Genomic DNA, 23943 nt, shown 5'->3' on the forward strand with positions numbered 1-23943 from the left:
CGACCGCAGGGCGGTGACCGGGCCTGTGAGACGCGCCGGGCCGTGTACGGGCGCCGGTGCGACCGCCGGGCTGTGAGTGCGTGGGGTGAGTCGGCGCTGCCGCCGTGTGGCGTGTGCGGTCCGGTGTGACGGACCGCACCACATGTGCTGACCTGCGCGTCCTGCGCTGCGCCAGGCGATTTGTCATCGACTGTCAGTGGCCGCCGCTAGCCTCTCCCCATGCCCGCCCGTATCACCGATCCCGAGCAGCTCAAGGAGCTTCTCGGGATCCCGTTCACTCCGGAGCAGACGGCCTGCATCACCGCGCCGCCCGCCCCGCAGGTGATCGTGGCCGGAGCCGGGTCGGGCAAGACGACGGTGATGGCCGCGCGCGTGCTGTGGCTGGTCGGCACCGGCCAGGTCGCCCCCGAGCAGGTCCTCGGCCTGACCTTCACCAACAAGGCCGCCGGTGAACTCGCCGAACGGGTCCGCAAGGCCCTGGTGAGGGCCGGCGTCACCGACCCCGACGTCATCGACCCGGACAACCCGCCGGGCGAGCCCGTGATCTCGACGTACCACTCGTTCGCGGGCCGTCTGCTGACCGACCACGGCCTTCGCATCGGCCTGGAGCCGACGTCCAGGCTGCTGGCCGACGCCACCCGCTACCAACTCGCCGCGCGGGTGCTGCGCGAGGCACCCGGCCTCTACCCGGCGCTCACCCGGTCCTTCGCCGACCTCGTCAGCGACCTGCTCGCTCTCGACGCCGAGTTGGCCGAGCACCTCGTCCGCCCCGAGGACCTGCGCGCGTGGGACGCCGATCTGCTGCGCACCCTGGAGGGCGCCAAACTCAGCAATGCCGATCTGCGCAAGGTGCCCGAGACGGCCACCGCCCGGCGCGAACTCGCCGAGCTGGTGCTGCGCTACCGGACCGCCAAGCGCGAGCGCGATCTGCTCGACTTCGGCGACCAGATCGCCCTCTCCGCCCAGCTCGCCCGGATCCCCGAGGTGGGCCGCGTCCTGCGCGACGAGTTCCGGGTGGTGCTCCTGGACGAGTACCAGGACACCTCCGTGGCCCAGCGCACCCTCCTGGCCGGCCTCTTCGGCGGCGGGACGGGGCATCCCGTCACCGCCGTCGGCGACCCCTGCCAGGCCATCTACGGCTGGCGCGGTGCCTCGGTCGCCAACCTCGACGACTTCCCCGAGCACTTCGCGCTCTCCGACGGCCGTCCCGCGACCCGACAGGCGCTCAGCGAGAACCGCCGCAGCGGCGGCCGCCTCCTCGACCTCGCCAACGGCCTGGCCGAACCACTGCGCGCCATGCACGCGGGCGTGGAGGCGCTGCGCCCTGCCCCCGGCGCCGAGCGCGACGGGATGGTCCGTTGCGCACTCCTGACCACCCACGCGCAGGAGATCGACTGGATCGCCGACTCCGTCGCCCACCTGGTGAACACGGGCAAGGCCCCCGGCGAGATCGCCGTCCTGTGCCGTACGGCCACCGACTTCGCCGAGATCCAGGGCGCCCTGGTGGCCCGGGACGTGCCCGTCGAGGTGGTGGGCCTCTCGGGTCTGCTGCACCTGCCCGAGGTCGCCGATCTCGTCGCGGTCTGCGAGGTGCTCCAGGACCCCGGTGCGAACGCCTCCCTGGTCCGCCTGCTCACCGGCCCGCGCTGGCGCATCGGCCCCCGCGACCTCGCCCTCCTGGGGCGGCGCGCGAGGCTGCTCGTGTCGCGCACGCGCGGGGGTGACGGCGACGACCCGGACCGGCGGCTCGCCGAGGCCGTCGAGGGGGTCGACCCCTCCGAGGTGATATCGCTCGCGGACGCGCTCGACACCTTCCTCGAGACACCCATGCAGGGCGCCGGCGACGACGACGGGCTGCCCTTCTCCTCGGACGCGCGCGTGCGCTTCGCCCGGCTCGCGGCGGAACTGCGCGACCTGCGCCGCTCCCTGGCCGACCCGCTGATGGACGTCCTGCACCGCGTCCTCGCCGTCACCGGACTGGAGGTCGAACTGTCGGCGTCCCCGCACGCCCTGGCCGCCCGCCGCCGCGAGACCCTGTCGAACTTCCTCGACGTCGCCGCTTCCTTCGCCGCCGCCGAGAGCGAGGCGAGCCTGCTCGCCTTCCTCGGCTTCCTGCGCACCGCCGCCCAGTACGAAAAGGGTCTCGACAACGCCCTGCCCGGCGGGGAGAACACCGTCAAGGTCCTCACCGCGCACCGGTCCAAGGGCCTGGAGTGGGACGTGGTCGCCGTCCCCGGACTGGTCACCGGCACCTTCCCCAGCGGCCAGGGCCGCGAGAAGTGGACCGCCCAGGCCAAGGTGCTGCCGCACGGACTGCGCGGAGACGCCGACACGCTGCCCGACGTCGAGGCCTGGGACTCCCGGGGCATGAAGGCCTTCCACGAGGCCATGAAGGACCACCAGCACACCGAGGAACTGCGCCTCGGCTACGTCACCTTCACCCGCCCCCGTTCCCTGCTCCTCGGCTCGGGCCACTGGTGGGGCCCCACCCAGAAGAAGCCCCGCGGCCCCTCCGCCTTCCTCCAGGCCCTGTACGACCACTGCGCGGCCGGGTACGGAGAGATCGAGGCCTGGGCCGACGAGCCCGAGGAGGGGGAGGAGAACCCCGTCCTCCACCAGACGTCCGCCGACCACATCTGGCCGCTGCCCCTGGACGACGCCGCGCTGGCCCGCCGCCGCGCCGCCGCCGCGACCGTCCTCACCCACCTGGAGAACCTCGCCGCCGCCGGGTCCGGCGCACCCACGGCCGCGCCCGACCCCGAGACGCACCACGACCCCGACTGGCCCCCACCGCCGGACGAGGACGAGCCGGATCCGTTCGGCGAACCGGACCCGTACGGCGACGACCCGTACGGCGACTCCGACCCGTACGGCGACTCCGACCCGTACGGTGAATCCGACCCCTTCGACGAGGCGACAGCCGGCCACCCCCGCGCCGTGCCCCCGGCCCATCCGGCCGAGCGGACCAGCGCCCGCCCCGCCGTCCCGCACCAGGCGCCGCCCCCCGAACCGCGCCAAGCCCGCCTCAGCCCCGAGGAGGCCCGTACGGTCGCCTCCTGGGACCGTGACCTGGACGCGCTCACCGGAGAGCTGATCCGCGCCCGGCAGAGCGTCACGGACGTACCCTTGCCGGTGACGCTGACCGCGTCGCAGCTGCTGCGCCTGGCCGCCGACCCGGACGGACTCGCCCAGGAACTCGCGCGCCCCATGCCGAGCCCGCCCCAGCCGGCCGCGCGCCGGGGCACGCGGTTCCACGCGTGGGTGGAGGCCCGCTTCGAGGAGCTGACCCTGCCCTTCCTGGAGCCGGAGGAACTGCCCGGCGAGGACGCGGAGATCGCCGACGAACGCGACCTGGAGGCGCTCAAGGAGGCCTTCGAACGCACCGAGTACGCCCGCCGCACCCCCTACCGCGTCGAGGTCCCCGTCCAGCTCACCCTCGCCGGCCGCGTCGTCCGAGGCCGTATCGACGCCGTCTACGAGGAGGGCGACGAGGACGGCGCGAGGTACGAGATCATCGACTGGAAGACCGGCCGGGGACGTGACGGCGACCCGCTCCAGCTCGCCGTGTACCGGCTCGCCTGGGCCGAGCAGCAGGGTGTGCCCGTGGAATCGGTCACAGCGGCGTTCGTGTACGTGCGCACCGGCGAGGTCGTACGGCCCCGGGATCTGCCGGACCGCACCGCGCTGGAGCGCCTGTTGACGCCGGAGGAGGACCTGCGGGACGGCATCGGCGGACCGGCCGCGCAAATGGACCGTGCCTGAGCGCCCGGCCAGGATGCCGGTGCGGCCGGATAGGCTCGTGACCATGAGCCAGACCCCGGACAGCGCCGTCCGCACGTACATCGAGCGCCACCGTGCGGCGTTCCTCGACGACCTCGCCGAGTGGCTGCGCATCCCGTCGGTCTCGGCCCTGCCCGACCACGCGCCCGCTGTACGCCGCAGCGCCGACTGGCTCGCCGCCGAGCTCGAGGAGACCGGCTTCCCCACCGCCGAGGTCTGGCAGACACCCGGCGCGCCCGCCGTCTTCGCCGAGTGGCCCTCCGGCGACCCGCGGGCACCCACCGTCCTGGTCTACGGCCACCACGACGTGCAGCCCGCCGCCCGCGAGGACGGCTGGGACAGCGACCCCTTCGAGCCGGTCGTCCGCGGAAACCGTCTCTACGCGCGCGGGGCCGCCGACGACAAGGGCCAGGTCTTCTTCCACACCCTGGGCGTGCGCGCCCACCTCGCCGCGACCGGCCGGGCCGCCCCGGCCGTCAACCTCAAGCTGCTGATCGAGGGCGAGGAGGAGTCCGGCTCCCCGAACTTCCGCGCTCTCGTCGAGGAGCGCGCCCAGCGGCTCGCCGCCGACGCCGTGATCGTCTCCGACACCGGCATGTGGTCCGAGGACACCCCGACGGTGTGCACCGGCATGCGCGGGCTCGCCGAGTGCGAGATCCGGCTGTACGGCCCCGACCAGGACATCCACTCCGGCTCCTTCGGCGGCGCCGTGCCCAACCCGGCCACCGCCGCCGCCCGCCTCGTCGCCGCCCTGCACGACGAGCACGCACGCGTGACGGTCCCCGGCTTCTACGACGGCATCGTCGAACTCACCGACCGCGAGCGCGAACTCTTCGCCGAGCTGCCCTTCGACGAGGACCGCTGGCTGCGCGCCGCCAAGTCGCACGCCGCCCACGGCGAGGCCGGGCACACCACCCTGGAGCGCATCTGGGCCCGCCCCACCGCCGAGGTCAACGGCATCGGCGGCGGCTACCAGGGCCCGGGCAGCAAGACGATCGTCCCGTCCTCCGCCTTCGTGAAGCTGTCCTTCCGGCTGGTCGCCGGGCAGGACCCCGACCATGTGGAGAAGGCGGTCCGCGCATGGACCGAGGAGCAGGTGCCCGCCGGCGTCCGCCACGAGATCACGTTCAGTCCCGCCACGCGCCCGTGCCTCACCCCGCTCGACCACCCGGCGCTGCGATCCGTCGTGCGCGCCATGGGCCGCGCCTTCGAAGGACCTGTCCGTTTCACCCGCGAGGGCGGCTCGGGCCCCGCCGCCGACCTCCAGGAAGTACTCGACGCCCCGGTGCTCTTCCTGGGCATCTCCGTCCCCTCCGACGGCTGGCACGCGCCGAACGAGAAGGTGGAGCTGGACCTCCTCCTCAAGGGCGTCGAGACCACCGCGTACCTCTGGGGCGACCTCGCCGAGACCTGGCGCCATGCGCCCTGACGACCCCGCTCGGTCCGGAGCGGCACCGCGCGCGGGGCACACTGGAAAGGCCGCCCCGCACGGCGACACCGCACCGGACCAGCTCGCCCCCTGCCGCACGTCCCGCTGAACCGCCCGCCGAAACAACCGTTCCACCGGGGGAGTTGGAAGCACCCGTGACCACCTGGACCGACCAGAACGCCGACCGACCCATCTCGCTCACCGCCCCGAGCGGCATCGACCGCGCGGCCCACCACCGGCTCGACGAGGCCTGGCTGGCCGCGGCGTGGAGCCACCCCACCACTCGCTGCTTCGTCGTCTCCGGCGGCCAGGTCCTCATCGACGAGACGTCGGACGGCCGGACCGAACTCGTCATGACGCCCTCCTTCGAGGCCCCCCTCACCGAGGCCCACCGCTACTTCCTGGGCACCGACGACGACGGCGTCAGCTACTTCGCCCTCCAGAAGGACGCGCTGCCCGGTCGCATAGACCAGTCCGCCCGCCCCGCGGGCCTGCGCGAGGCCGGTTCGCTGCTGTCCCCCCGCGACACGGGCCTGATGGTGCACGCGGTCGGCCTGGAGAACTGGCAGCGCACCCATCGCTTCTGCTCACGCTGCGGCGAGCGCACGGTCATCGCCGCCGCCGGCCACATCCGCCGCTGCCCCGCCTGCGGCGCCGAGCACTATCCGCGCACCGACCCCGCGGTGATCATGGCGGTCACGGACGCGGAGGACCGCGTCCTGCTCGGCCGCCAGGTGCACTGGCCGGAGGGCCGCTTCTCGACGCTGGCCGGGTTCGTCGAGCCCGGCGAGTCCATCGAGCAGGCGGTGCGCCGGGAGGTCTTCGAGGAGGCGGGCATCACGGTCGGCCAGGTCGAGTACGTCGCCAGTCAGCCCTGGCCCTTCCCGTCCAGCCTCATGCTCGGCTTCATGGCCCGCGCCACCTCGACCGTCATCGAGGTCGACGGCGACGAGATCCACGAGGCGCGCTGGTTCTCCCGCGACGAACTCGGCGCGGCCTTCGAGTCCGGCGAGGTCCTGCCCCCCTACGGCATCTCCATCGCGGCCCGCCTCATCGAACTCTGGTACGGCAAGCCGCTGCCGATCCGCAGCTTCACGTGAGATCCCCGACATGACGGAGGGCGGCCCCTGAGACCCAGGGACCGCCCTCTTCGTCGTACTGCCGACTCGTCCGCCGGTTGCGCTTCGGCGGGTTACGCGCCGATCTTCTGCTTGACCTGAGCCAGCGAGGGGTTCGTCAGCGTGGAGCCGTCCGGGAACAGCACGGTCGGCACCGTCTGGTTTCCGCCATTCGCCTTCTCCACGAACGCCGCGGACTCCGGGTCCTGCTCGATGTTGATCTCGTCGTACGTGATGCCCTCGCGGTCCATCTGGCTCTTCAGCCTGCGGCAGTAGCCGCACCACGTGGTGCTGTACATCGTCACAGTGCCCGGCATGTCTCTCGCGCTCCTTCGGCAACTCGGGGGATGTGGGGTCGCGGAAGGGGAACGCACGCGGAGGCACCGCCATTCCCGTGACCGGCACCGCACCGGCGTGACGCCTGCCGCATTAGTACGACTACCGGTACCCGCCTGTGGACAACCGGCTCACTCGTCTCCGGCGACCTGGCAGCATGGCTGTGTGACAGCAGCAACGCACTCCACTCTCTTCCCGCAGGTACCGGACTCGGCCGACGCGGTGCTCGAAGGGCTCGACCCCGAGCAGCGCGAGGTGGCCACCGCCCTGCACGGACCGGTGTGCGTGCTGGCCGGAGCCGGTACCGGCAAGACGCGGGCGATCACCCACCGCATCGCCTACGGCGTGCGCGCCGGCATCCTGCAACCCTCCAGCGTCCTCGCCGTCACGTTCACCAACCGCGCCGCCGGAGAGATGCGCGGCCGGCTGCGCCAGCTCGGCGCCCAGGGCGTCCAGGCCCGCACCTTCCACTCGGCCGCGCTGCGCCAGCTCCAGTATTTCTGGCCGAAAGCCATCGGTGGCTCCCTGCCCCGACTCGTCGACCGAAAGGTGCAACTCGTCGCCGACGCGGCAGCGGCCTGTCGTATCCGCCTCGACCGGGGCGAGCTGCGGGACACCACCGCGGAGATCGAGTGGTGCAAGGTCACCCAGACCGTGCCCGCCGACTACCCGGCGGCCGCCGCCAGGATCGGCCGCGAGGCCCCTCGCGCGCCCGCCGAGATCGCCCAGCTGTACGCGGCCTACGAGGACCTCAAGCGCGAGCGCGGGGTCATCGACTTCGAGGACGTGCTGCTGCTGACCGTCGCCGTCCTCCAGGACCGGCAGGACATCGCCGAGCAGGTCCGCGCCCAGTACCAGCACTTCGTGGTCGACGAGTACCAGGACGTCAGCCCCCTCCAGCAGCGCCTGCTCGAGCTGTGGCTCGGCGACCGGGACACCCTGTGCGTGGTCGGTGACGCCAGCCAGACGATCTACTCCTTCACCGGAGCCACCCCCGACCACCTCCTCGACTTCCGTGCCCGCCACCCCGGGGCCACCGTCGTGAAACTGGTCCGCGACTACCGCTCCACCCCCCAGGTGGTCCACCTCGCCAACGGTCTGCTGGCGCAGGCGCGCGGCCGGGCCGCCGACCACCGCCTGGAACTGATCTCCCAGCGCGCACCGGGCCCCGAGCCGGTGTACACCGAGTACCCCGACGAGCCCGCCGAGGCGGAGGGCGCGGCCCGCCGCATCCGTGAACTGCTCGGCGCCGGCGTCCAGCCTGCCGAGATCGCCGTCCTGTTCCGCACCAACGCCCAGTCCGAGACCTACGAGCAGGCCCTCGCCGACGCCGGCATCCCGTACCAGCTGCGCGGCGCCGAGCGCTTCTTCGACCGCCCCGAGGTGCGCAAGGCGATCAACGCCCTCCGTGCCGCCGCCCGCTTCGGCGGGAACGACACCCTCCTCGACGACGTCGTCGACCTGCCCTCCCAGGTGCGCGCGGTCCTGTCCGGCGAGAACTGGACACCCCAGCCGCCGGCCGGTTCCGGTGCCGTCCGGGAGCGCTGGGAGTCGCTGGCGGCGCTGGTGAACCTGGCGCAGGACTTCACCGCCGCCAGCGCGAGTGCGACCCTCGCCGACCTGGTCGCCGAACTCGACGAGCGCGCGGGCGCCCAGCACGCCCCGACGGTCCAGGGCGTCACCCTCGCCTCCCTGCACTCGGCCAAGGGCCTGGAGTGGGACGTCGTCTTCCTGGTCGGCGTGGCCGAGGGCATGATGCCGATCACCTACGCGCGCACCGACGAGCAGATCGAGGAGGAGCGCCGTCTGCTCTACGTCGGCGTCACCCGGGCCCGCGAACGCCTGCACCTCTCCTGGTCGCTCTGCCGGTCGCCCGGCGGCCGCCCGAACCGCCGTCCCAGCCGGTTCCTCGAAGGACTGCGCCCCGGTACGGCCGGGGCGGCCGGACGCGGCGCCAGTGTCGGCGCCGGGGGCGTCGAGCGTGGTTTTCGCAGCGTGGCGGCAGGCGTGGTGGCCGTGCCGCGCCGGACCCAGCGCACGCCGGCCCGCTGCCGGATCTGCGGGCGCACCTTGACCGACGGCGGCGAGATGAAGCTGATGCGCTGCGAGGACTGTCCCTCCGACATGGACGAGGGACTCTATGAGCGGCTGCGGTCCTGGCGCGCGGTCCAGGCACGGCGGGCCGGGCAGCCCGCGTTCTGCGTCTTCACGGACAAGACCCTGATCGCGATCGCGGAGACCGCCCCCGAGGAACCGGGCGAACTCGCGCGGATCCCGGGCGTCGGCACGCGCAAGCTCAACCGCTACGGAACCGACGTCCTGGCCATCTGCGCAGGCCAGGACCTGGCGGCCGAGGACGAGGACGACTGATCCAAACTCGTCGGAAAAATAGTTTGCGCATGCCGCAGGAATCCCCATAGGTTCTTAGGCACGAGAACAGAGGCCTTCTCGGAGGCCCCGGTTCCGTGCTGTACTTGCATATCCGTCGGACCGGGTTCGTTTCCGGTCCCCCGAGACGCCGAGAGGAGGCGATTCCAGTGATCACCATCAACACCAACTCCGTCAGCACCGCCAAACTGACCGATCGCTCGAACGTCTCCACGTGCATTCTCGACGCCTCGAACCTGGGCACCGGTCTGTCCGGCATCCGTGCCGGCCGGCTGGCGTCCTCCTCCGTTGCCCCCGCGGGCCTCCTTGTCCGCGACCGCAGCGAGCGACCGACCAAGGCACTGGAAGCGGCAGTAGCGGCACAGGCGAAGGCCTATGCCTTTACGGCGACCGGTGCCGGAGCCCGGAAGCAGACGACGCAGCACCACCTGATGTGGGCCTTCCGTGGGCCAGAACCCTGGAGTGATCCAGCCTGATCTTCGATCAGGCCGGCGCCTTCAGGGCCGCGGAACCCCACCCGGGATCCGCGGCCCTTCTGTTTGTCCCCGACCGGGGACGGCAGAGCGAAAAGGGGCCTCGGGACAAGAAAAGAACCCGGTACCAAGCCGCCAACCGGCCCAACAGGGCCGGAACGACCAGACGAGGAAAACCAACCGTGCAACTCGAAGCGCACGCCCCGTCCGTACCGCCTTCCGAAACGATCCCCCCGCCCGGCCTCACGGAGGACTCCACCTTGACCCCGCTCACGGCGCTCACCGCGCTCGACGACGCCATCGAGAACCTCGGCGTACCCGTCCCCTGCCGCTCCTACGACCCGGAGGTCTTCTTCGCCGAGTCCCCTGCGGACGTGGAGTACGCCAAGTCCCTGTGCCGCACCTGCCCGCTGGTCGAGGCGTGCCTCGCCGGTGCCAAGGAGCGGCGTGAGCCCTGGGGGGTCTGGGGTGGCGAGCTGTTCGTCCAGGGCGTCGTCGTCGCCCGGAAGCGGCCGCGTGGCCGCCCGCGCAAGAACCCGGTCACAGCATGAACACCATCGCAGGAACGATCGACCGTCCCGTCACGCACGACCCCAAGAAGCAGGCCCCGATGAAGCCGTCCACCAGCGAGCCCACCGGCTCCGCGATCCAAGACATCGCCACCACCGGCGCGAACGACTCGCGTCAGAACAGGACCCGCGAGATGCAACTCATCCCAGAAGCCCTGGCTCGTGCGCATATGCACGACCGGCTGCACCAGGCCGAGCAGGAACGCCGGGCCGTGCGCGTGGTGACCGCCCGCCGGATGCAGCGTCGGGCCGAGCGCGCCTCGCTGCGTGCCCGCCGGGCGCTCGCCATGGCCGTGATGCAGTGATCCCTTCCACCTGAAGCGGTGGCCTCCCGTCAGGGGAGGCCAAGCTCTCCCCACGGGGGCCGGTCCGTCCGAACGGACCGGCCCCCGCGGCGCGTTGTGGCGAGGAGGCCCAGGTGATCCGCCGGGGAGCGGCCGACTCGGCCAGCCGATCAGCCCCTCGATCCCCGGCTGCCCGTCACGCCTCCGCGACGGCCTCCTTGCCCTCCGACTCCTCGTCGAGGACGAATCCGGGGAGCCACTCCTCCAGTTCCTCCCGCAGCCGCACCGTCGCACCGAGCTGGCAGAGCACGCCGATCGTGCTGAGGGTCACCCGGTGTATGAGCAGGTAGGCCGGAGGAAGGTTGAGCCGCCTGCCCAGTTGGTGGGCGGGGGAGCGCGGGTCGGCGAGCCGGGCCGCCTGGCTGCGCATCCATCCCCGGGTGAACGTGAACTCGTCGACCAGCGCCGGTTCGATGATCGGCAGAAGGTAGTCGAGGACGGCGTCGGGCTCCAGCTCGATGGACTCCTTCACGAAGCCCTCCTCGCGCAGCAACTCGTAGACCGCGTTCGCCTCGCCGTCGAGGGTCATGCGCAGCGAGTTGCCGATCGGCTCGGGCAGACCGCCGGGAAGCCGGTCGACGGTGCCGAAGTCCAGGACGCCCAGGCGCCAGTCGTCCTCGCCGTCCGGACCGCCGGGCACGAGACGGAAGTTCCCGGGGTGCGGGTCGGCGTGCAGAAGACCGGTCCGGGCCGGGCCGGAGAAGAGGAAGCGCGACAGCAGCTGGCCGGCGCGGTCGCGCTGCTCGGGGGTCCCGCCGGAGATCACCTCGGACAGGGGTACGCCGTCGATCCACTCGGTGACCAGGACCTGGTCGCACTGGTGGACCACCGCCGGGACCACGACATCGGGGTCGCCGGCGAACTCCTCCGCATGGGCCTGCTGGGCCTGCGCCTCCAGTCCGTAGTCCAGCTCCTCCGAGACGCGGTCCCGGAGTTCGGTGATCAGCGGTTTGACGTCCATGCCGGGGATGAGAGGGCCCAACAACCGGGCGAAGCGGCTCAGTTGGTTCAGGTCCGACAGCAGGGCCTCGCCCGCGCCGGGGTACTGGACCTTGACCGCGACCTCCCGCCCGTCGTGCCACACCGCCCGGTGGACCTGGCCGATCGAGGCGGCCGCGGCCGGCTTGTCGTCGAACTCGAGGAACAGGTCGGGCCAGTCCTCGCCGAGCCGCTCCGCGAGCACGGAGTGCATCGTGCGGGTCGGCATGGGCGGCGCGGCCTCCTGGAGCTTGGTGAGGGCCGCGCGATAGGGGCCGGCCACGTCCTCCGGCAGGGCGGACTCGAAGACGGACAGGGCCTGCCCGAACTTCATCGCGCCGCCCTTCAACTCGCCGAGGACCTTGAACAGTTGCTCCGCGGTGCGCTGCTGCAGCTCACGGCCGACGATCTCCGCGGACTCGCCCACGATTCTCTTGCCCAGGCCCCAGGTGGCCCGGCCCGCGATGCCGAGCGGGAGCGCCGCGAGCTTGGCGGTCCGGGTGACCGCCTTCCGGGGAAGATCAGACATGCGCCCTCCAGGTCCCAGAAAGCCGCGCCGCGTCTGCCGTACGGCGTAACTCCTTCGAATGCGGTTGCTCCGTCATTGTCGCGCGCGACTCCGCGTCATCGGAGGAGGTGTGTTCCTCATTACCTTTCTCCGCCGTCCCGCACGGGCACGCGGGGTGCGCCCACACCGGTCGCGCATGCCACTGGAGGGCCGGTACGGAGACCTCCCAGCGGGCGCCCGCACTGGACGGGAGGGCGCCGTCGAGAAAGGCGAGGGCATGGGCCGCCGCCAGCCCCGCGACCGTGGTGGCCAGCGTCAGGTCGCAGGCGCGGACGGCACGCCGCGTCCCCGAGTGCCACTGCGCGACCAGCCGGGGCCACGCCGGATCCCGGTCGGTACGTGCCTGGTGCAGGCACCCCGCGCAGGCCGTCTCACCGGGCAGGACGAGCGGGCCCACCACCCCGGTCGCCTCCACCACCCCCGCGTACAGATGCGGTGTGCCCGAGTCGATCAGGGGCTCGGCCTCGGACGGAGCCGGGGCGTGCACGGACACGTCGTCCCGTGGGGCGAGAACCACGAGGGAGAAACCGGGTACGTCCGTTTCCCTCGGTGAGCCGCCGCTCCGGCGGGGCGCCCGGTCCGGTGCGGCCCGGCGCACCGCACGGCGGGCCGACTCGTCCCGCCGCTCGCCGATCGCCTCGGCCGGCAGTCCGCCCGGAGCGACGTCACCCGGCTCCACCACCCCGCCGTCGCGGACGTCCACCTCGCCGACCCCGGCGCCCGAGAGCAGCGAGGCGAGCACGGCACCCACCCGGCCCGCACCCCGTACCTGCACCCGCAACCGGCGTCGGGCGGCCAGGTGCTCGATGGCCTCACCCGGTTCCGACGTGGTCAGCGACAGCGACGCGAGGTCCGGGCGCAGCCGGTCCATGACGTCCTTCTTCTCCCGCAGCGCGGCCCCGTCCGCGCCGCCCCCGCGGGCGTCGTCGAGCAGCCCGGCCCGCCCCAGCCGCCGCACCAACTGATCCACGTACCCGTCCGGCAGGTCCATCCGGTGGCCCTCCTCGCGCAGGAGAGGGAGCCCGCGGGTGCCGTCCAGCAGGTCCAGGAAACTGCCCGTCGCGGTGTCCACCGGGCCGAGCGTCAGTGCGTGCGCCGGGGCGAGCCCGAACTGCACGGTGTTCAGGTCACGCCAGCCGCGCCGCAGCGCGGGCTTCACCATCGGATGCATCGAAGGCCCCCGTCAGGCTGGAATCTCCCCGTACGCCGGCGGAGCTGGGCCATGGGGCGACCTCGCTCCGCCGACGAGTGCCAGCATGCCCGGCCGGGCCGAAGGGGCGCCGAAAGTTGTCCACAGGGAACGGCATTCATCGTACAAATCCGTCGTACGAGGCAGACTCAGGGTGAGGGATCGAAACCGAACCGTCCCGGAGTCGGGACTTCTCCCGTGCGCAACGGGTAACGTCGGGGCGTGCCCGCCGACCCACCGCACCGCGCCGCGACGACGCCACAGCACAACACGACGAGCCAGCCGCCGAGCGGCTCACGGGCGAGCGCGATCGAGGTCCGCAGGAGCGCCCGCAGACGCCGGACCGTCTCCGCGTACCGCGAGGGCGATCGCACCGTCGTGCTCATTCCTGCCCGGATGTCCGAGGCCGAGGAGCAACGCTGGGTGAGCGTCATGCTCGACAAACTCGCCGCGCAGGAGAGCCGCCGACGCGTCCCCGGCGACGCCGAACTGACCGAACGCGCCGAGCGGCTGTCGGCCGAGTACTTCGGCGGCCGGGCCCGCCCCACCACGGTCCGCTGGGTGACCAACCAGAACACCCGCTGGGGCTCGTGCACCCCCGCCGAGGGCAGCATCCGCCTGTCGCACCGACTCAAGGGCATGCCGGAGTACGTCGTCGACTACGTGCTCCTGCACGAACTGGCACATCTGCTGGTGCCCGGCCACGGCCCCGATTTCTGGCGGCTGCTGGAGGCGTACCCGCGCACCGAGCGGGCCCGTGGCTACCTGGAGGGGGTGGTGGCGGCCGAGCGCCTGCCCCACCTGCCAGGCACGCACGCGGAGTGAGCCCCGCGCGCGGGACGTGCGGCGGTGTCCCGCGCGGGTTGTGTACCGGGTCTGTACCGACATCGTCCGGTGTCCGGATTTGCCGTTAGCCTGACGCGACGCATTCGCAATCGGGATGGGGGACGGTCGTTACGCATGTCCAGGGACTTCCAACGCGGCCACAAGGCCAGGATCAGTGACCTCACCGCGGGCACGGATCTGTACGTAGGTGTGCAGATCTCCGGCCCCGGCCTGACCTTCGACATCAGCTGCTTCGGTCTCGACGCCGAGGAGCGGCTCTCGGACGACCGGTACTTCGTCTTCTTCAACCAGCCGAAGACCCCCGAGGAGTCCGTCCAGCTCCTGGGCGCCCAGGCGGGCGACACGGAGTCCTTCCGCGTCACTCTGGACCGCATTCCCCCGCAGATCCGGAGGCTGTCCTTCACCGCGACCCTCGACGGCGCGGGCCAGATGTCGCAGATCGCCCCCGGCTACCTGCGGATCGTCGCGGGCGGCGAGGAGGTGGCCCGCTACTCCTTCGGCGGCTCGGAGTTCTCCACCGAGCGCGCCGTGATGCTGGGCGACTTCTACTTCAAGGACGTGTGGCGCTTCGCGGCCGTCGGACAGGGCTTCGACGGCGGTCTGGACGCGCTGCTGAAGAACTTCGGCGGCGAGGTCGCCGAGGAAGAGGCGCCCGCCGCCGCCCCCGCACCTCAGCCGCAGTCCGGTGCCGCTCCCGGCTTCGCACCGCCCGCTTTCGGCGCCCCGTCCGCCCCGGCGCCCGTCCCGCAGCAGCAGCCCGCGGCACAGGGCTTCGCCCCGCCGGCCGGCCCGCCTCCGGCCGCGCCCCGGCCGCCGGTGCACGCCGCGCCGACGATCATCGCGCCCCTGACCCCGCCCGGCGGGGTCCAGGTCCCGCCGCCGCCCCCGGCGCCCACGCCGTACGGCCAGCCCGGCCAGCAGCAGCCGTACGGTCAGCCGCCGCAGCAGCAGCCGTACGGCGGGCCCGGCGCGCCGACCGCCCCGCCGCCCCCCGGCTACGGCCAGCCCCCGGCGCCGCAGGCTCCCACGCCGCCGCCCGGCTACGGGCAGCCGACCCCGCCGCCCGGCTACGGTCAGCAGCCGGCGTTCGGCCAGGTGCCGGGCCAGCAGGCCTACGGCGTGCCGCAAGGTGCGCCCCAGGGAGGCGTCGGTGTGACCGCGGCCCTCCAGCAGTTCAAGGAGACGCCCACCGGGCAGCGCTGGACGCAGCAGAACCGGAAGCTGATCCGCGTCGACCTCGGCGTCGGCGGCCAGCCGGTGCTGGCCCGCCAGGGCAGCATGGTGCTCTACCAGGGCAAGGTCGACTTCAGCTACAAGGGCGCCGGTTTCGCCGGGCGGATCGTCGGCAACGCGACCGGCCAGGAGATGCAGCTGATGCGCTGCACCGGCCAGGGACAGGTGTTCCTCGCCGAGGACTCCACGATGCTGCACCCCATCGAGTTGCAGGGCGACGGCATCTGCGTCTCCGCGGAGAACGTCCTCGCCTTCGACGAGAGCCTGCAGTACGAGGTCCGCCGCATCGAGGGCCACGGCATCCCCGGCGGCGCCCTCTTCACCATGCAGTTCACGGGCACCGGCACGATCGTCGTGAAGACGCACGGCACGCCCGTCGTCCTGCCGGTCACACCGACGACCTTCGCCGACTGCAACGCCGTCGTCGCATGGTCGGCCGCGGCCCAGGTCGTCGTCTCCAGCCAGGTGCGCATGCGCCGCAACGCCTATCCGGGCGACACGGGAGAGAGCGTGAACCTCCAGTTCCGGGCCGCTCCCGGCAACTTCATCGTCGTCCAGCCGTACGAGGTCTGAGGGAGCCCGTCATGAACCAGCCGCTCGCGGGCTATGCCCCCGCACCCGTCACCGCCCGCATGGAGAACCACGGCAACCACATGCTGAAGGTGGCCCTCCAGACCGGAAGCGACCTCCTCGCGCGCGTGGGCTCGATGGTCGCCTACGAGGGCTTCATCCAGTACGAACCCAACCCGCCGGCCGTGCGCCAGATCGCGCGCGACTGGATGACCGGCGAGGGCGCGCCCCTGATGAAGTGCTCCGGCGACGGCCTGCTCTACCTCGCCGACTACGGCGCGAACGTCGTCGTGATCAACCTCAACGGCGACGGCATCTCCGTGAACGCCACCAACCTGCTCGCCTTCGACGCCCACCTCACCTGGGGTGTCGAGCGGGTCAAGGGGCTGGCGAAGTTCGCCGGACAGGGTCTGTGGAACACCAAGATCTCCGGGCAGGGATGGGTCGCGCTGACCTCCCGGGGCAAGCCGATCGTCGTCGACTGCGGCGGCGGGGAGAACGAGACCTACGTCGACCCGGACGCGCTCGTCGCCTGGTCCCCGAACCTCAAGGTCAAGGGCAAGCGCAGCTTCAAGGCGCAGTCGCTGCTCGGCCGGGGCAGCGGCGAGGCCTACCAGATGGCCTTCTCCGGTGAGGGCATCGTCGTCGTCCAGCCCAGCGAGGACAGCACCGACCGCCTTCGGGTCCGGGGCTGAGGGGGAGCCAGAGTCACCATGCAGAGCCCGCTTTTCGCCTTCAACGACCAGCAGAGCCAGGAACGCTGGAGCCTCCAGAACAAGCAGATGCTCCGCGTCGCCCTGGAGGGCCACGACGACATCCTCGCCCGCAAGGGGACGATGGTCGCCTACCAGGGACTCGTGGAGTTCGACGCCGAGTTCCAGAGCAACAGCCAGTCCCGCGCGCGTGCGCGGACCGGCGAGGGCCTGGACCTGATGCGCTGCCACGGTCAGGGCATCGTCTACCTCGCCAACCTCGCCCAGCACATCCATGTGGTCGAGGTCGACCAGGACGGACTGACCGTCGACAGCAGCTACGTCCTCGCCATGGACTCCGCGCTGCATCACGAGGTCATCGCCGTCGACAGCCTCTACGGCATCTCCGGCTCCGGGAAGTACCAGCTCAACATCACCGGACGCGGCCGGGTCGCGCTGATGACCTCGGGCGCGCCGCTGATGCTCCAGGTCACGCCCGACAAGTACGTCAACTGCGACGCCGACGCCATCGTCGCCTGGTCCACCGGGCTGCGGGTGCAGATGCAGGCGCAGACGCATTCCTCCGGGGTGTGGCGGCGACGGGGCAGCACGGGTGAGGGCTGGGAGCTGAGCTTCATGGGCAGCGGCTTCGCGCTGGTCCAGCCGAGTGAACTGCTGCCGCCGCAGAACGCCCAGATCGGCTCCGGCCTCGCCGCCCAGTACGGCATGGGCCAGCAGGGGGCGCGGGCACAGAACCAGGGCAACGCCTGGAGCTGACCGTCCGGCGAGCAGACGTAAGGGGCGACCGCCTGGCGGGTCGCCCCTTACGCGTTCCGCCTCACAGGCGTGCCCGTGTCGCCTCCAGCAGGCGGACGACCGACTCGTCCGCCACCTCCACGACCTTGTCGTAGGGGAACCAGCGCAGGTCGAGCGACTCGTCGCTGATGGCCTCGGTGGAGCCCGGCGGTGCCACGGCCGCGTACTGGACGTCGAGGTGCCAGTGGCACGGGGCCGGGATCGGATGCCGGTCCAGCCGGACCGGGCCGCCCGGCAGCAGCGTCAGGCCCGGGACGCCGGACTCCTCGGTGGCCTCGCGCAGGGCGGCTGCCGCAAGGGAGGCGTCCTGCGGCTCGCAGTGGCCGCCCATCTGGAGCCACATCCGCAGCTTCCTGTGCAGGGTCAGCAGCACCCGCCCCCGCTCGGGGTCGATCACCAGGGCGCTCGCCGTGAGATGCCCGGCCGCGCAGGCCTTCCACATGCCGTCCGGGTGCGCCGCCAGATGGCCGAGGTAGTCCTGGCGCAGCTCGTCCTGGTCCTCGTAGGCCTTCAGTACGAGAACCGCGTCGTCGTGCAGGCTCACTCGGTCCTGTCGCCCTTGCCGTCGTCGGTGCCGTCGCCCTTCCGCAGGTCCGGCTTCTCGCCCGAACCGGGATCCGAGCCGGAACCGGAATCCGAAACCGAACCCGGGCCCGAAGCGGAACCGGAACCGGCGTCCGTGCCGCCGCTGGCCGCCTCGCCGAGCATCGTCTCCCACTCGGAGAAGTCCATCTGCTCGCGGTGCACGAAGCCGTCCGGGTCGTCCAGGTCGGCGGCGGTCGGCAGCATGTCCGGATGGGCCCACAGCGCGTCGCGGCCGTCGACACCGCGCGCGTCCGTCAGCGAGGCCCACAGCCGGGACGCGTCCCGCAGGCGGCGCGGGCGCAGCTCCAGACCGATCAGCGTCGCGAACGTCTGCTCCGCGGGACCGCCCGTGGCGCGACGCCGGCGCAGGGTCTCGCGCAGGGCGTCCGCGGACGACAGGCGCGGCTTGGCGGCCGCGTGGACCACCGCGTCGACCCAGCCTTCCACCAGCGCCAGAGCCGTCTCCAGACGGGCCAGGGCGGCCTTCTGCTCCGGGGTGTCCTCCGGCTGGAACATGCCCTGCTGAAGGGCGTCCTGGAGCTGCTCCGGGTTCTGCGGATCGAACTGACCGACCACGTCCTCCAGCTTGGCCGTGTCCACCTTGATCCCGCGCGCGTAGCCGTCGACCGCGCCGAACAGGTGCGAGCGCAGCCACGGCACGTGCGCGAAGAGGCGCTGGTGGGCGGCCTCACGCAGGGCGAGGTAGAGCCGCACCTCCTCCTTCGGCACGCCCAGGTCCTTGCCGAACGACTCGATGTTCAGCGGCAGCAGCGCGGCCTTGCCGGCCGGACCGAGCGGCAGGCCGATGTCGGTCGAGCCGACGACCTCGCCCGCGAGCACGCCGACGGCCTGCCCGATCTGGGAGCCGAACATGGCGCCGCCCATCGAGCGCATCATGCCGATCAGCGGGCCGGCCATGGCCTGCATCTCCTCCGGCAGGACATCGCCCATGGCCGCCCCGACACGCTCGGCGACCGGGTCGACCAGCTCCTTCCACGCGGGCAGGGTCGCCTCGACCCACTCCGCGCGCGACCAGGCCACGGCGGTACCGGCGCCGGACGGCAGGGAGGTGGCGTCGTCCAGCCACAGGTCGGCCAGGCGGACGGCCTCCTGCACGCCGGTCCGCTCGGCCGGGCCGACGCTCGTGTCCTTGACGCCGTCGGAGGTGCCCTGGGAGACCGTCTGGCGGGCGATCTGCTTGGCCATGTCCCAGTTCACCGGGCCGCCCTCGTAGGAGAGCATCTGGCCCAGCTGCTGGAACGCGGCGCCCAGGTCGGTGGGGTTCAGCGAGCCGAACACGGCGGCGAGCGGATTGTCCGCCCCGGGGCCGCCGAAGCCGCCGGCGCCGGGCAGCCCGCCGAAGCCGAACGGGTTGGCCGGTCCCTGACCACCGCCGCCCTGCGGGTCCTTCTTCTTGCCCTCGTCGCCGTCGTCCGGCTCCTCCGGCGGAAGGCCGAATCCGAATGGGGTGTCACTCACGGGGTTCCTCGGCTGGTAAGGCCACCGGCTCTGGTCCGGCGGCGCGGCTGCCCTGCAACACCACCCAGCGTAGACACCCGGGCTCGATCGGGCCTCGGTGCTCCGCCGACTCGCGGCCTGCGGCAGGATGGATGCCACCTGGTACGAACGCGTCACTCACGCCCGTATGGAAAACAACCGCTGGAGACACCTGGTGAGTTCCCCAGATCCGCAGGTTCGCGCAGCGCGAAACCCCTCGAGTCCGGGCGTGCCGCGCGGCCCCGTCGTCGCCGTCACCGGCGCCGCCACCGGGGTGGGCGCGCTGCTGACCGAGCGGCTCGCCGCGTCCGACGCAATCAAGCAGGTCATCGCCATCGACGAGCGGCGGGGCGAGTGCGACGCGGCGCAGTGGCACATCCTCGACGTCCGCGACCCGGCGATCGCCGAGAAGTTGCGCGGCGCGGACGTCGTCGTCCATCTGGCGCTCGATCTCGACCTGGGGAGCGAAGCCGCCGCCCGAACGGCCTACAACGTGCGCGGGACCCAGACCGTGCTGACCGCCGCCGCGGCCGCCGGGGTGCACCGCGTGGTCCTGTGCACGTCCGCGATGGTCTACGGGGCGCTGCCGGACAACGAGCTGCCGCTGTCGGAGGACGCGGAGCTGAAGGCCACGGCGGAGGCCACCGGCGTCGGGGACCTCCTGGAGATCGAACGCCTCGCGCGGCGCGCCCCACGCGCGCATCCGGGGCTCAACGTCACCGTGGTGCGGCCGGCCGTGCTGGTGGGCGGCACGGACACGGCGCTGACCCGGTACTTCGAGTCGCCCCGGCTGCTGGTCGTCGCCGGGTCGCGGCCGGTCTGGCAGTTCTGCCACGTCGAGGATCTGTGCGGGGCACTGGAGTACGCCGTCCTGGAGAAGGTCGACGGCGAACTCGCCGTCGGCTGCGACGGCTGGCTGGAGCAGGAGGAGGTCGAGGAGCTGAGCGGGATCCGGCGGATGGAGCTGCCGTCGGCGGTCGCGCTCGGCGCGGCGGCCCGGCTGCACCGGATCGGGCTCACGCCGTCCCCGGCGGGCGACCTGGCGTACACGATGTACCCGTGGGTGGTGAGCGGGAGCCGGCTGCACGACGCCGGATGGCGGCCGCGGTGGACCAATGAGGAAGTGCTCGCGGAGTTGCTGGAGGAAGTGGCCGGACGGCACACCGTGGTCGGGCGGCGGCTCGGGCGGAAGGACGCGACAGCCGCGGGGGCCGCGGGGGCGACGGTGGCTCTGCTGGGAGCTGCCGCGGTGGTGCGGCGGGCGCGCAAGGCGCGGCGGCGCTGACCGGTGGCGGCGGTGGGTGGCCCGCCTGGGGTCGCCCGCCGCCGCCCCCCGCCGTCCCCGGGGCCGCGCCCGGCGGCCCGGGCAAGACGGTCGGCACCGGGCCTGGGATCGCTAGCCGTGTCCCGGGGCCCGGACCGAGACGGTCCGGACCGGGCCCCGGACCGCCCGTTGTGCCCCGGCGGCCCGGGCAAGACGGTCGGCACCGGGCCTGGGATCGCTAGCCGTGTCCCGGGGCCCGGACCAAGACGGTCCGGACCGGGCCCCGGACCGCCCGTTGTGCCCCGGCGGCCTGGGCAAGACGGTCGGCACCGCGTCCGGGATCGCTCGCTGTGCCCGGCGGCCCGCGGGCAAGACGGTCGGCACCGGGCCCCGGACCACCCCGCCCTGCCCTGGCGGCCCGCGTGCAAGACGGTCCGCACCGGACCCCGGACCGCCCGCCCTTCAGGTCGCCCTCTCCGTCCCTGAGGGCCGCCGGTCGGACCTCCCGCCCATCACGTCCCCGCGGACTGCCGCCCCAGACCCCCCCGTCAGGCTCCTGGACGGCCCTCGTCCTCGCATTCTCCGGAGGGGAGGTCCGCGGGCGGGCTGCCACCTCTGTAGGAGGCTCCAAGCGCGCACGCGCGTGTGCCGGGTGATTCCGCTATTCCCCGTTGTCGTCGGGGTGCGGCACGATGGGGGTATGGCACCCAGTGAAGATCATCCCGGTGAGCGGGCCGCGCAGGATCCCGTCAAGCTGATCGCGATCCGGGACAGCGCGCTGTCGCTGGACGAGGTCTTCCGGGCCGTGGGAGACGACGCGGCCGGCGGGACCGCCCTGTTCGTGGGGACCGTGCGCAACCACGACGGCGGTGCCGACGTGGACACCCTCGGATACTCCAGTCATCCCAGTGCCGAGGCGGAGATGCGGCGGATCGCGGAGAAGGTCGTCGCCGAGTACCCGGTGCGGGCGCTCGCGGCCGTGCACCGGGTGGGGGACCTGAGGGTCGGCGACCTCGCCGTCGTCGTCGCCGTGTCCTGTCCGCACCGGGGGGAGGCCTTCGAGGCCTGCCGCAAGCTGATCGACGACCTCAAGCACGAGGTGCCGATCTGGAAGCACCAGAGGTTCTCCGACGGCACCGAGGAATGGGTCGGGGCCTGCTGACCCCCCGCCACCCGTCCGGTTGCGTAACCGCACCCCTGGCCTGAGCGTTGTCACTGCGGATGGTTAATCTGCTGATCAGTCAGTCGCGGTCGCACGTGGGGTTGGAGGTCGGCATGGGGGCGCTCGCCTGGTTGCTGATTCCGCTGGTCGCCGCTGTCGGCGCCGGTCTGTGGGGGAGTTGGGCCAACCGCACCCGCAAGGCCCGGGGCGACGGCCCCGAGCTGGACGGCTACGCCCGGTTCCGCGCGGCCATGGAGAGGTCCCACTCGGGCACCTGAGGCCCGTGACCCGGGCGGTGGCCCTGACGGTGCGCTGACAGGACCGTCCCGTACTGTCGAGTCATGCCACGCCGCACCGCGACGATGCTCGCCTCCACCCTGATGCTGATCGCGCTCCTCTGCGCGGGAGTGCTCATCCCCGTGCCGTACGCGGAGATGTCCCCGGGGCCGACGGTGAACACCCTCGGGGAGCACGGCGGCGAGCCGGTGCTCCAGATCGCCGGGCGCAAGACCTACCCGACCGACGGCCACCTCAACATGACGACCGTGCGGGTCACCAGCGCCGACTACCGGATGAACCTCGTCGAGGCCGTCTACGGATGGCTCGCGCACGACAACAAGGTCGTCCCGCACGACACGCTCTACCCGGACGGCAAGACCGAGGAGCAGTCCACCCAGGAGAACGCCGAGGAGTTCAGCCAGTCCCAGGAGAGCGCCAAGGTCGCCGCGCTGAAGGAGCTGGACGTCCCGGTGCGGTCCTGGGTGATCGTCTCCACCGTCGTGAAGGGATCGCCCGCCGAGGGCCGGCTGCACGCCGGAGACGTCATCCAGAGCGTGGACGGCACGACGGTGAAGGACCCCTCCGACGTCGCGAAGCTGGTGACGAAGCACAAGCCCGGCGAGGACGTCGTCTTCACCATCGTGCCCGCGAAGGACCAGGCCGCCGCCGAGAAGGAGAACAGGACGGCGACCAGGACGCAGAAGGTCACGATCAGAACCGCGGCCTCCGACGACACCGGCGAGAAGCGGGCCATCGTCGGGATCTCCGCCGGCACCGACCACACGTTCCCGTTCACCATCGACATCAAGCTCGCCGACGTCGGCGGCCCGAGCGCCGGCCTGATGTTCGCGCTCGGCATCTACGACAAGCTCACCCCGGGCAGCCTGACCGGCGGGAAGTTCGTCGCCGGCACCGGCACCATCGACGACGACGGCAAGGTCGGCCCGATCGGCGGCATCGAGATGAAGACCGTCGGCGCCCGCGACAAGGGCGCCCAGTACTTCCTGACGCCCGCCGACAACTGCGCGTCCGCCGCCGAGGACACCCCCGGCGGCCTCACGCTCGTCAAGGTCGACACCATCGACGACGCTCTGGGCGCGCTGAAGGACATCCGCAGCGGCGACACCGCCGACCTGCCGAAGTGCACGGCCGGCTAGACCGTGCGGCGACGCGGGGCTACTCCTCGAACGTCGCCGACAGCGCCTCCGCGAGGCCCGGAACCAGCTCCGAACCCGTGAGGACCTCCGTCGGGGAGTCCTTCTCGCGCAGCCGCAGGGCCGAGTCACGGGCGCCGTCCCGCAGGACCGCCACCGTCATCCGGACCTCCTGGCGGTCGGGGTGCTCGGCCACCCACCGCGTCAGCTTTCCCTCGCTCAGCCCCTGCGGGACCTGCGCCTCGGCGGACGGAGGCAGCATCAGACGTTCCACGGTCAGCGCGCAGCCGACCACCGCGTCCGGCCAGGCGATCGTCGCGAGGAACTCGTCGAGCGGCTTGTCCGTCGGCACCTCGTCCTGCTCGATCGGGGTGAGACCGGTGGTCTCGGGCGCGTCCTGCAGACCGAGCTGGGCGGCGAGCGCGGGTTCCTGGGTCCGCAGCCGTGCGGTGTCTACGAGGGCGAAAAGGCGGGCGGGCTGGTCCCAGCCGAGGCCGGAGGCGTACTCGTCGATCTCGAGTACGGCCCGGGTGAGCGGGCTCGCCGCCATGGGAGTGTTGGACATGGTCACAATCCTGCCTCGTTCAGGGCCGGAATCGGGAACCGAGTAAGCGGTGAGTAAGTTGCATAGGTGTGGGCCCACGATCACGGGGGGCCACGGAGGGTCCACGAA

The 23943-nt window shown here is 72.4% G+C and carries 21 protein-coding genes; 15 read left to right on the forward strand and 6 right to left on the reverse strand.

All coding sequences use genetic code 11. The features are described from left to right. Positions 1-219: 219 nt before the first annotated feature. From ACFYO5_RS19585 to nudC, 3 genes are all read left to right on the forward strand, one after another. Positions 220-3762, forward strand: a complete 3543-nt coding sequence (locus ACFYO5_RS19585) for a UvrD-helicase domain-containing protein (protein WP_388710068.1) — start codon at positions 220-222, stop codon at positions 3760-3762. A gap of 43 nt (positions 3763-3805) precedes the next feature. Next, positions 3806-5209 carry a dipeptidase gene (locus ACFYO5_RS19590; RefSeq protein WP_388710070.1) on the forward strand — a complete coding sequence of 468 codons (1404 nt, stop codon included), beginning with the start codon at positions 3806-3808 and terminating at the stop codon, positions 5207-5209. Positions 5210-5364: 155 nt separating this feature from the next. Next, positions 5365-6309, forward strand: coding sequence for an NAD(+) diphosphatase (nudC, locus tag ACFYO5_RS19595; protein ID WP_388710072.1), 945 nt, complete (start codon positions 5365-5367; stop codon positions 6307-6309). A gap of 92 nt (positions 6310-6401) precedes the next feature. Here the strand turns inward: nudC and ACFYO5_RS19600 are convergent, their stop codons facing one another. Beyond that, positions 6402-6644: a mycoredoxin gene (locus ACFYO5_RS19600; protein WP_351094991.1), complete on the reverse strand. Its 243-nt coding sequence runs from the start codon at positions 6642-6644 to the stop codon at positions 6402-6404. A 184-nt stretch (positions 6645-6828) separates the two neighbouring features. Between ACFYO5_RS19600 and ACFYO5_RS19605 the strand changes: the two genes are divergently transcribed. From ACFYO5_RS19605 to ACFYO5_RS19620, 4 genes are all read left to right on the forward strand, one after another. After that, complete coding sequence (locus ACFYO5_RS19605) at positions 6829-9033, forward strand: ATP-dependent DNA helicase UvrD2 (protein ID WP_388710075.1); 2205 nt, start codon at positions 6829-6831, stop codon at positions 9031-9033. 167 nt (positions 9034-9200) lie between these two features. Next, positions 9201-9527: a hypothetical protein gene (locus ACFYO5_RS19610; protein ID WP_388710077.1), complete on the forward strand. Its 327-nt coding sequence runs from the start codon at positions 9201-9203 to the stop codon at positions 9525-9527. A 179-nt stretch (positions 9528-9706) separates the two neighbouring features. Next, positions 9707-10075, forward strand: a complete 369-nt coding sequence (locus tag ACFYO5_RS19615; RefSeq protein WP_030038270.1) for a WhiB family transcriptional regulator — start codon at positions 9707-9709, stop codon at positions 10073-10075. Further along, entirely contained in the window at positions 10072-10398 is a 327-nt protein-coding gene (locus ACFYO5_RS19620) for a hypothetical protein (RefSeq protein ID WP_356566282.1), read from the forward strand. Before ACFYO5_RS19615 ends, ACFYO5_RS19620 begins: the two co-directional genes overlap by 4 nt. A gap of 175 nt (positions 10399-10573) precedes the next feature. On the opposite strand, the gene ACFYO5_RS19625 is transcribed toward ACFYO5_RS19620, so the two are convergent. Beyond that, positions 10574-11944, reverse strand: coding sequence for an ABC1 kinase family protein (locus ACFYO5_RS19625; protein WP_388710080.1), 1371 nt, complete (start codon positions 11942-11944; stop codon positions 10574-10576). Next, on the reverse strand, positions 11937-13154 hold the full coding sequence (locus ACFYO5_RS19630) for a TOMM precursor leader peptide-binding protein (RefSeq protein WP_388710082.1): 1218 nt from the start codon (positions 13152-13154) through the stop codon (positions 11937-11939). The genes ACFYO5_RS19625 and ACFYO5_RS19630 overlap by 8 nt, the downstream gene beginning before the upstream one ends. A gap of 240 nt (positions 13155-13394) precedes the next feature. Here ACFYO5_RS19630 and ACFYO5_RS19635 point away from each other — a divergent pair, with 240 nt between their 5' ends. The 4 genes from ACFYO5_RS19635 to ACFYO5_RS19650 all read left to right on the forward strand — a co-directional run bounded on the left by ACFYO5_RS19635 (position 13395) and on the right by ACFYO5_RS19650 (position 17290). Then, positions 13395-13997 (forward strand): M48 family metallopeptidase, encoded by a 603-nt coding sequence (locus ACFYO5_RS19635; protein ID WP_356566288.1) that lies wholly within the window; start codon positions 13395-13397, stop codon positions 13995-13997. Between the two features lie 135 nt (positions 13998-14132). Then, entirely contained in the window at positions 14133-15824 is a 1692-nt protein-coding gene (locus tag ACFYO5_RS19640; protein ID WP_388710084.1) for a TerD family protein, read from the forward strand. Positions 15825-15835: 11 nt separating this feature from the next. After that, complete coding sequence (locus ACFYO5_RS19645) at positions 15836-16516, forward strand: AIM24 family protein (protein WP_073499354.1); 681 nt, start codon at positions 15836-15838, stop codon at positions 16514-16516. An 18-nt stretch (positions 16517-16534) separates the two neighbouring features. Beyond that, a complete protein-coding gene (locus ACFYO5_RS19650; RefSeq protein WP_388710086.1) occupies positions 16535-17290 on the forward strand; it encodes an AIM24 family protein in 756 nt (251 codons plus the stop codon). Positions 17291-17351: 61 nt separating this feature from the next. On the opposite strand, the gene ACFYO5_RS19655 is transcribed toward ACFYO5_RS19650, so the two are convergent. Next, a complete protein-coding gene (locus ACFYO5_RS19655; protein ID WP_388710088.1) occupies positions 17352-17873 on the reverse strand; it encodes an NUDIX hydrolase in 522 nt (173 codons plus the stop codon). Further along, a complete protein-coding gene (locus ACFYO5_RS19660; RefSeq protein ID WP_388710090.1) occupies positions 17870-19393 on the reverse strand; it encodes a zinc-dependent metalloprotease in 1524 nt (507 codons plus the stop codon). The genes ACFYO5_RS19655 and ACFYO5_RS19660 overlap by 4 nt, the downstream gene beginning before the upstream one ends. A 193-nt stretch (positions 19394-19586) precedes the next feature. Between ACFYO5_RS19660 and ACFYO5_RS19665 the strand changes: the two genes are divergently transcribed. The 4 genes from ACFYO5_RS19665 to ACFYO5_RS19680 all read left to right on the forward strand — a co-directional run bounded on the left by ACFYO5_RS19665 (position 19587) and on the right by ACFYO5_RS19680 (position 23273). After that, on the forward strand, positions 19587-20696 hold the full coding sequence (locus tag ACFYO5_RS19665; RefSeq protein ID WP_356566298.1) for an SDR family oxidoreductase: 1110 nt from the start codon (positions 19587-19589) through the stop codon (positions 20694-20696). A 679-nt stretch (positions 20697-21375) separates the two neighbouring features. Further along, positions 21376-21837 (forward strand): molybdenum cofactor biosynthesis protein MoaE, encoded by a 462-nt coding sequence (locus ACFYO5_RS19670; protein ID WP_388710093.1) that lies wholly within the window; start codon positions 21376-21378, stop codon positions 21835-21837. A gap of 113 nt (positions 21838-21950) precedes the next feature. Beyond that, a complete protein-coding gene (locus ACFYO5_RS19675; RefSeq protein ID WP_388710095.1) occupies positions 21951-22115 on the forward strand; it encodes a hypothetical protein in 165 nt (54 codons plus the stop codon). A gap of 63 nt (positions 22116-22178) precedes the next feature. Then, entirely contained in the window at positions 22179-23273 is a 1095-nt protein-coding gene (locus ACFYO5_RS19680; RefSeq protein ID WP_388710097.1) for a PDZ domain-containing protein, read from the forward strand. A 19-nt stretch (positions 23274-23292) separates the two neighbouring features. Here ACFYO5_RS19680 and ACFYO5_RS19685 read toward each other — a convergent pair whose 3' ends face one another. Continuing rightward, on the reverse strand, positions 23293-23835 hold the full coding sequence (locus tag ACFYO5_RS19685) for a PPA1309 family protein (RefSeq protein WP_388710099.1): 543 nt from the start codon (positions 23833-23835) through the stop codon (positions 23293-23295). Positions 23836-23943: the final 108 nt, after the last annotated feature.

It is taken from the genome of Streptomyces sp. NPDC006259 (assembly GCF_042870975.1).
In the GTDB taxonomy this organism is placed as follows: domain Bacteria; phylum Actinomycetota; class Actinomycetes; order Streptomycetales; family Streptomycetaceae; genus Streptomyces.

Excerpts from the sequence above, each read along its gene's own strand:
- ACFYO5_RS19585 (WP_388710068.1), top strand. The coding sequence starts at position 220 with ATGCCCGCCCGTATCACCGATCCCGAGCAGCTCAAGGAGCTTCTCGGG.
- ACFYO5_RS19590 (WP_388710070.1), top strand. The coding sequence starts at position 3,806 with ATGAGCCAGACCCCGGACAGCGCCGTCCGCACGTACATCGAGCGCCAC.
- ACFYO5_RS19600 (WP_351094991.1), bottom strand. The coding sequence starts at position 6,644 with ATGCCGGGCACTGTGACGATGTACAGCACCACGTGGTGCGGCTACTGC.
- ACFYO5_RS19620 (WP_356566282.1), top strand. The coding sequence starts at position 10,072 with ATGAACACCATCGCAGGAACGATCGACCGTCCCGTCACGCACGACCCC.
- ACFYO5_RS19625 (WP_388710080.1), bottom strand. The coding sequence starts at position 11,944 with ATGTCTGATCTTCCCCGGAAGGCGGTCACCCGGACCGCCAAGCTCGCG.
- ACFYO5_RS19630 (WP_388710082.1), bottom strand. The coding sequence starts at position 13,154 with ATGCATCCGATGGTGAAGCCCGCGCTGCGGCGCGGCTGGCGTGACCTG.
- ACFYO5_RS19640 (WP_388710084.1), top strand. The coding sequence starts at position 14,133 with ATGTCCAGGGACTTCCAACGCGGCCACAAGGCCAGGATCAGTGACCTC.
- ACFYO5_RS19645 (WP_073499354.1), top strand. The coding sequence starts at position 15,836 with ATGAACCAGCCGCTCGCGGGCTATGCCCCCGCACCCGTCACCGCCCGC.
- ACFYO5_RS19650 (WP_388710086.1), top strand. The coding sequence starts at position 16,535 with ATGCAGAGCCCGCTTTTCGCCTTCAACGACCAGCAGAGCCAGGAACGC.
- ACFYO5_RS19670 (WP_388710093.1), top strand. The coding sequence starts at position 21,376 with ATGGCACCCAGTGAAGATCATCCCGGTGAGCGGGCCGCGCAGGATCCC.
- ACFYO5_RS19675 (WP_388710095.1), top strand. The coding sequence starts at position 21,951 with ATGGGGGCGCTCGCCTGGTTGCTGATTCCGCTGGTCGCCGCTGTCGGC.
- ACFYO5_RS19680 (WP_388710097.1), top strand. The coding sequence starts at position 22,179 with ATGCCACGCCGCACCGCGACGATGCTCGCCTCCACCCTGATGCTGATC.
- ACFYO5_RS19685 (WP_388710099.1), bottom strand. The coding sequence starts at position 23,835 with ATGTCCAACACTCCCATGGCGGCGAGCCCGCTCACCCGGGCCGTACTC.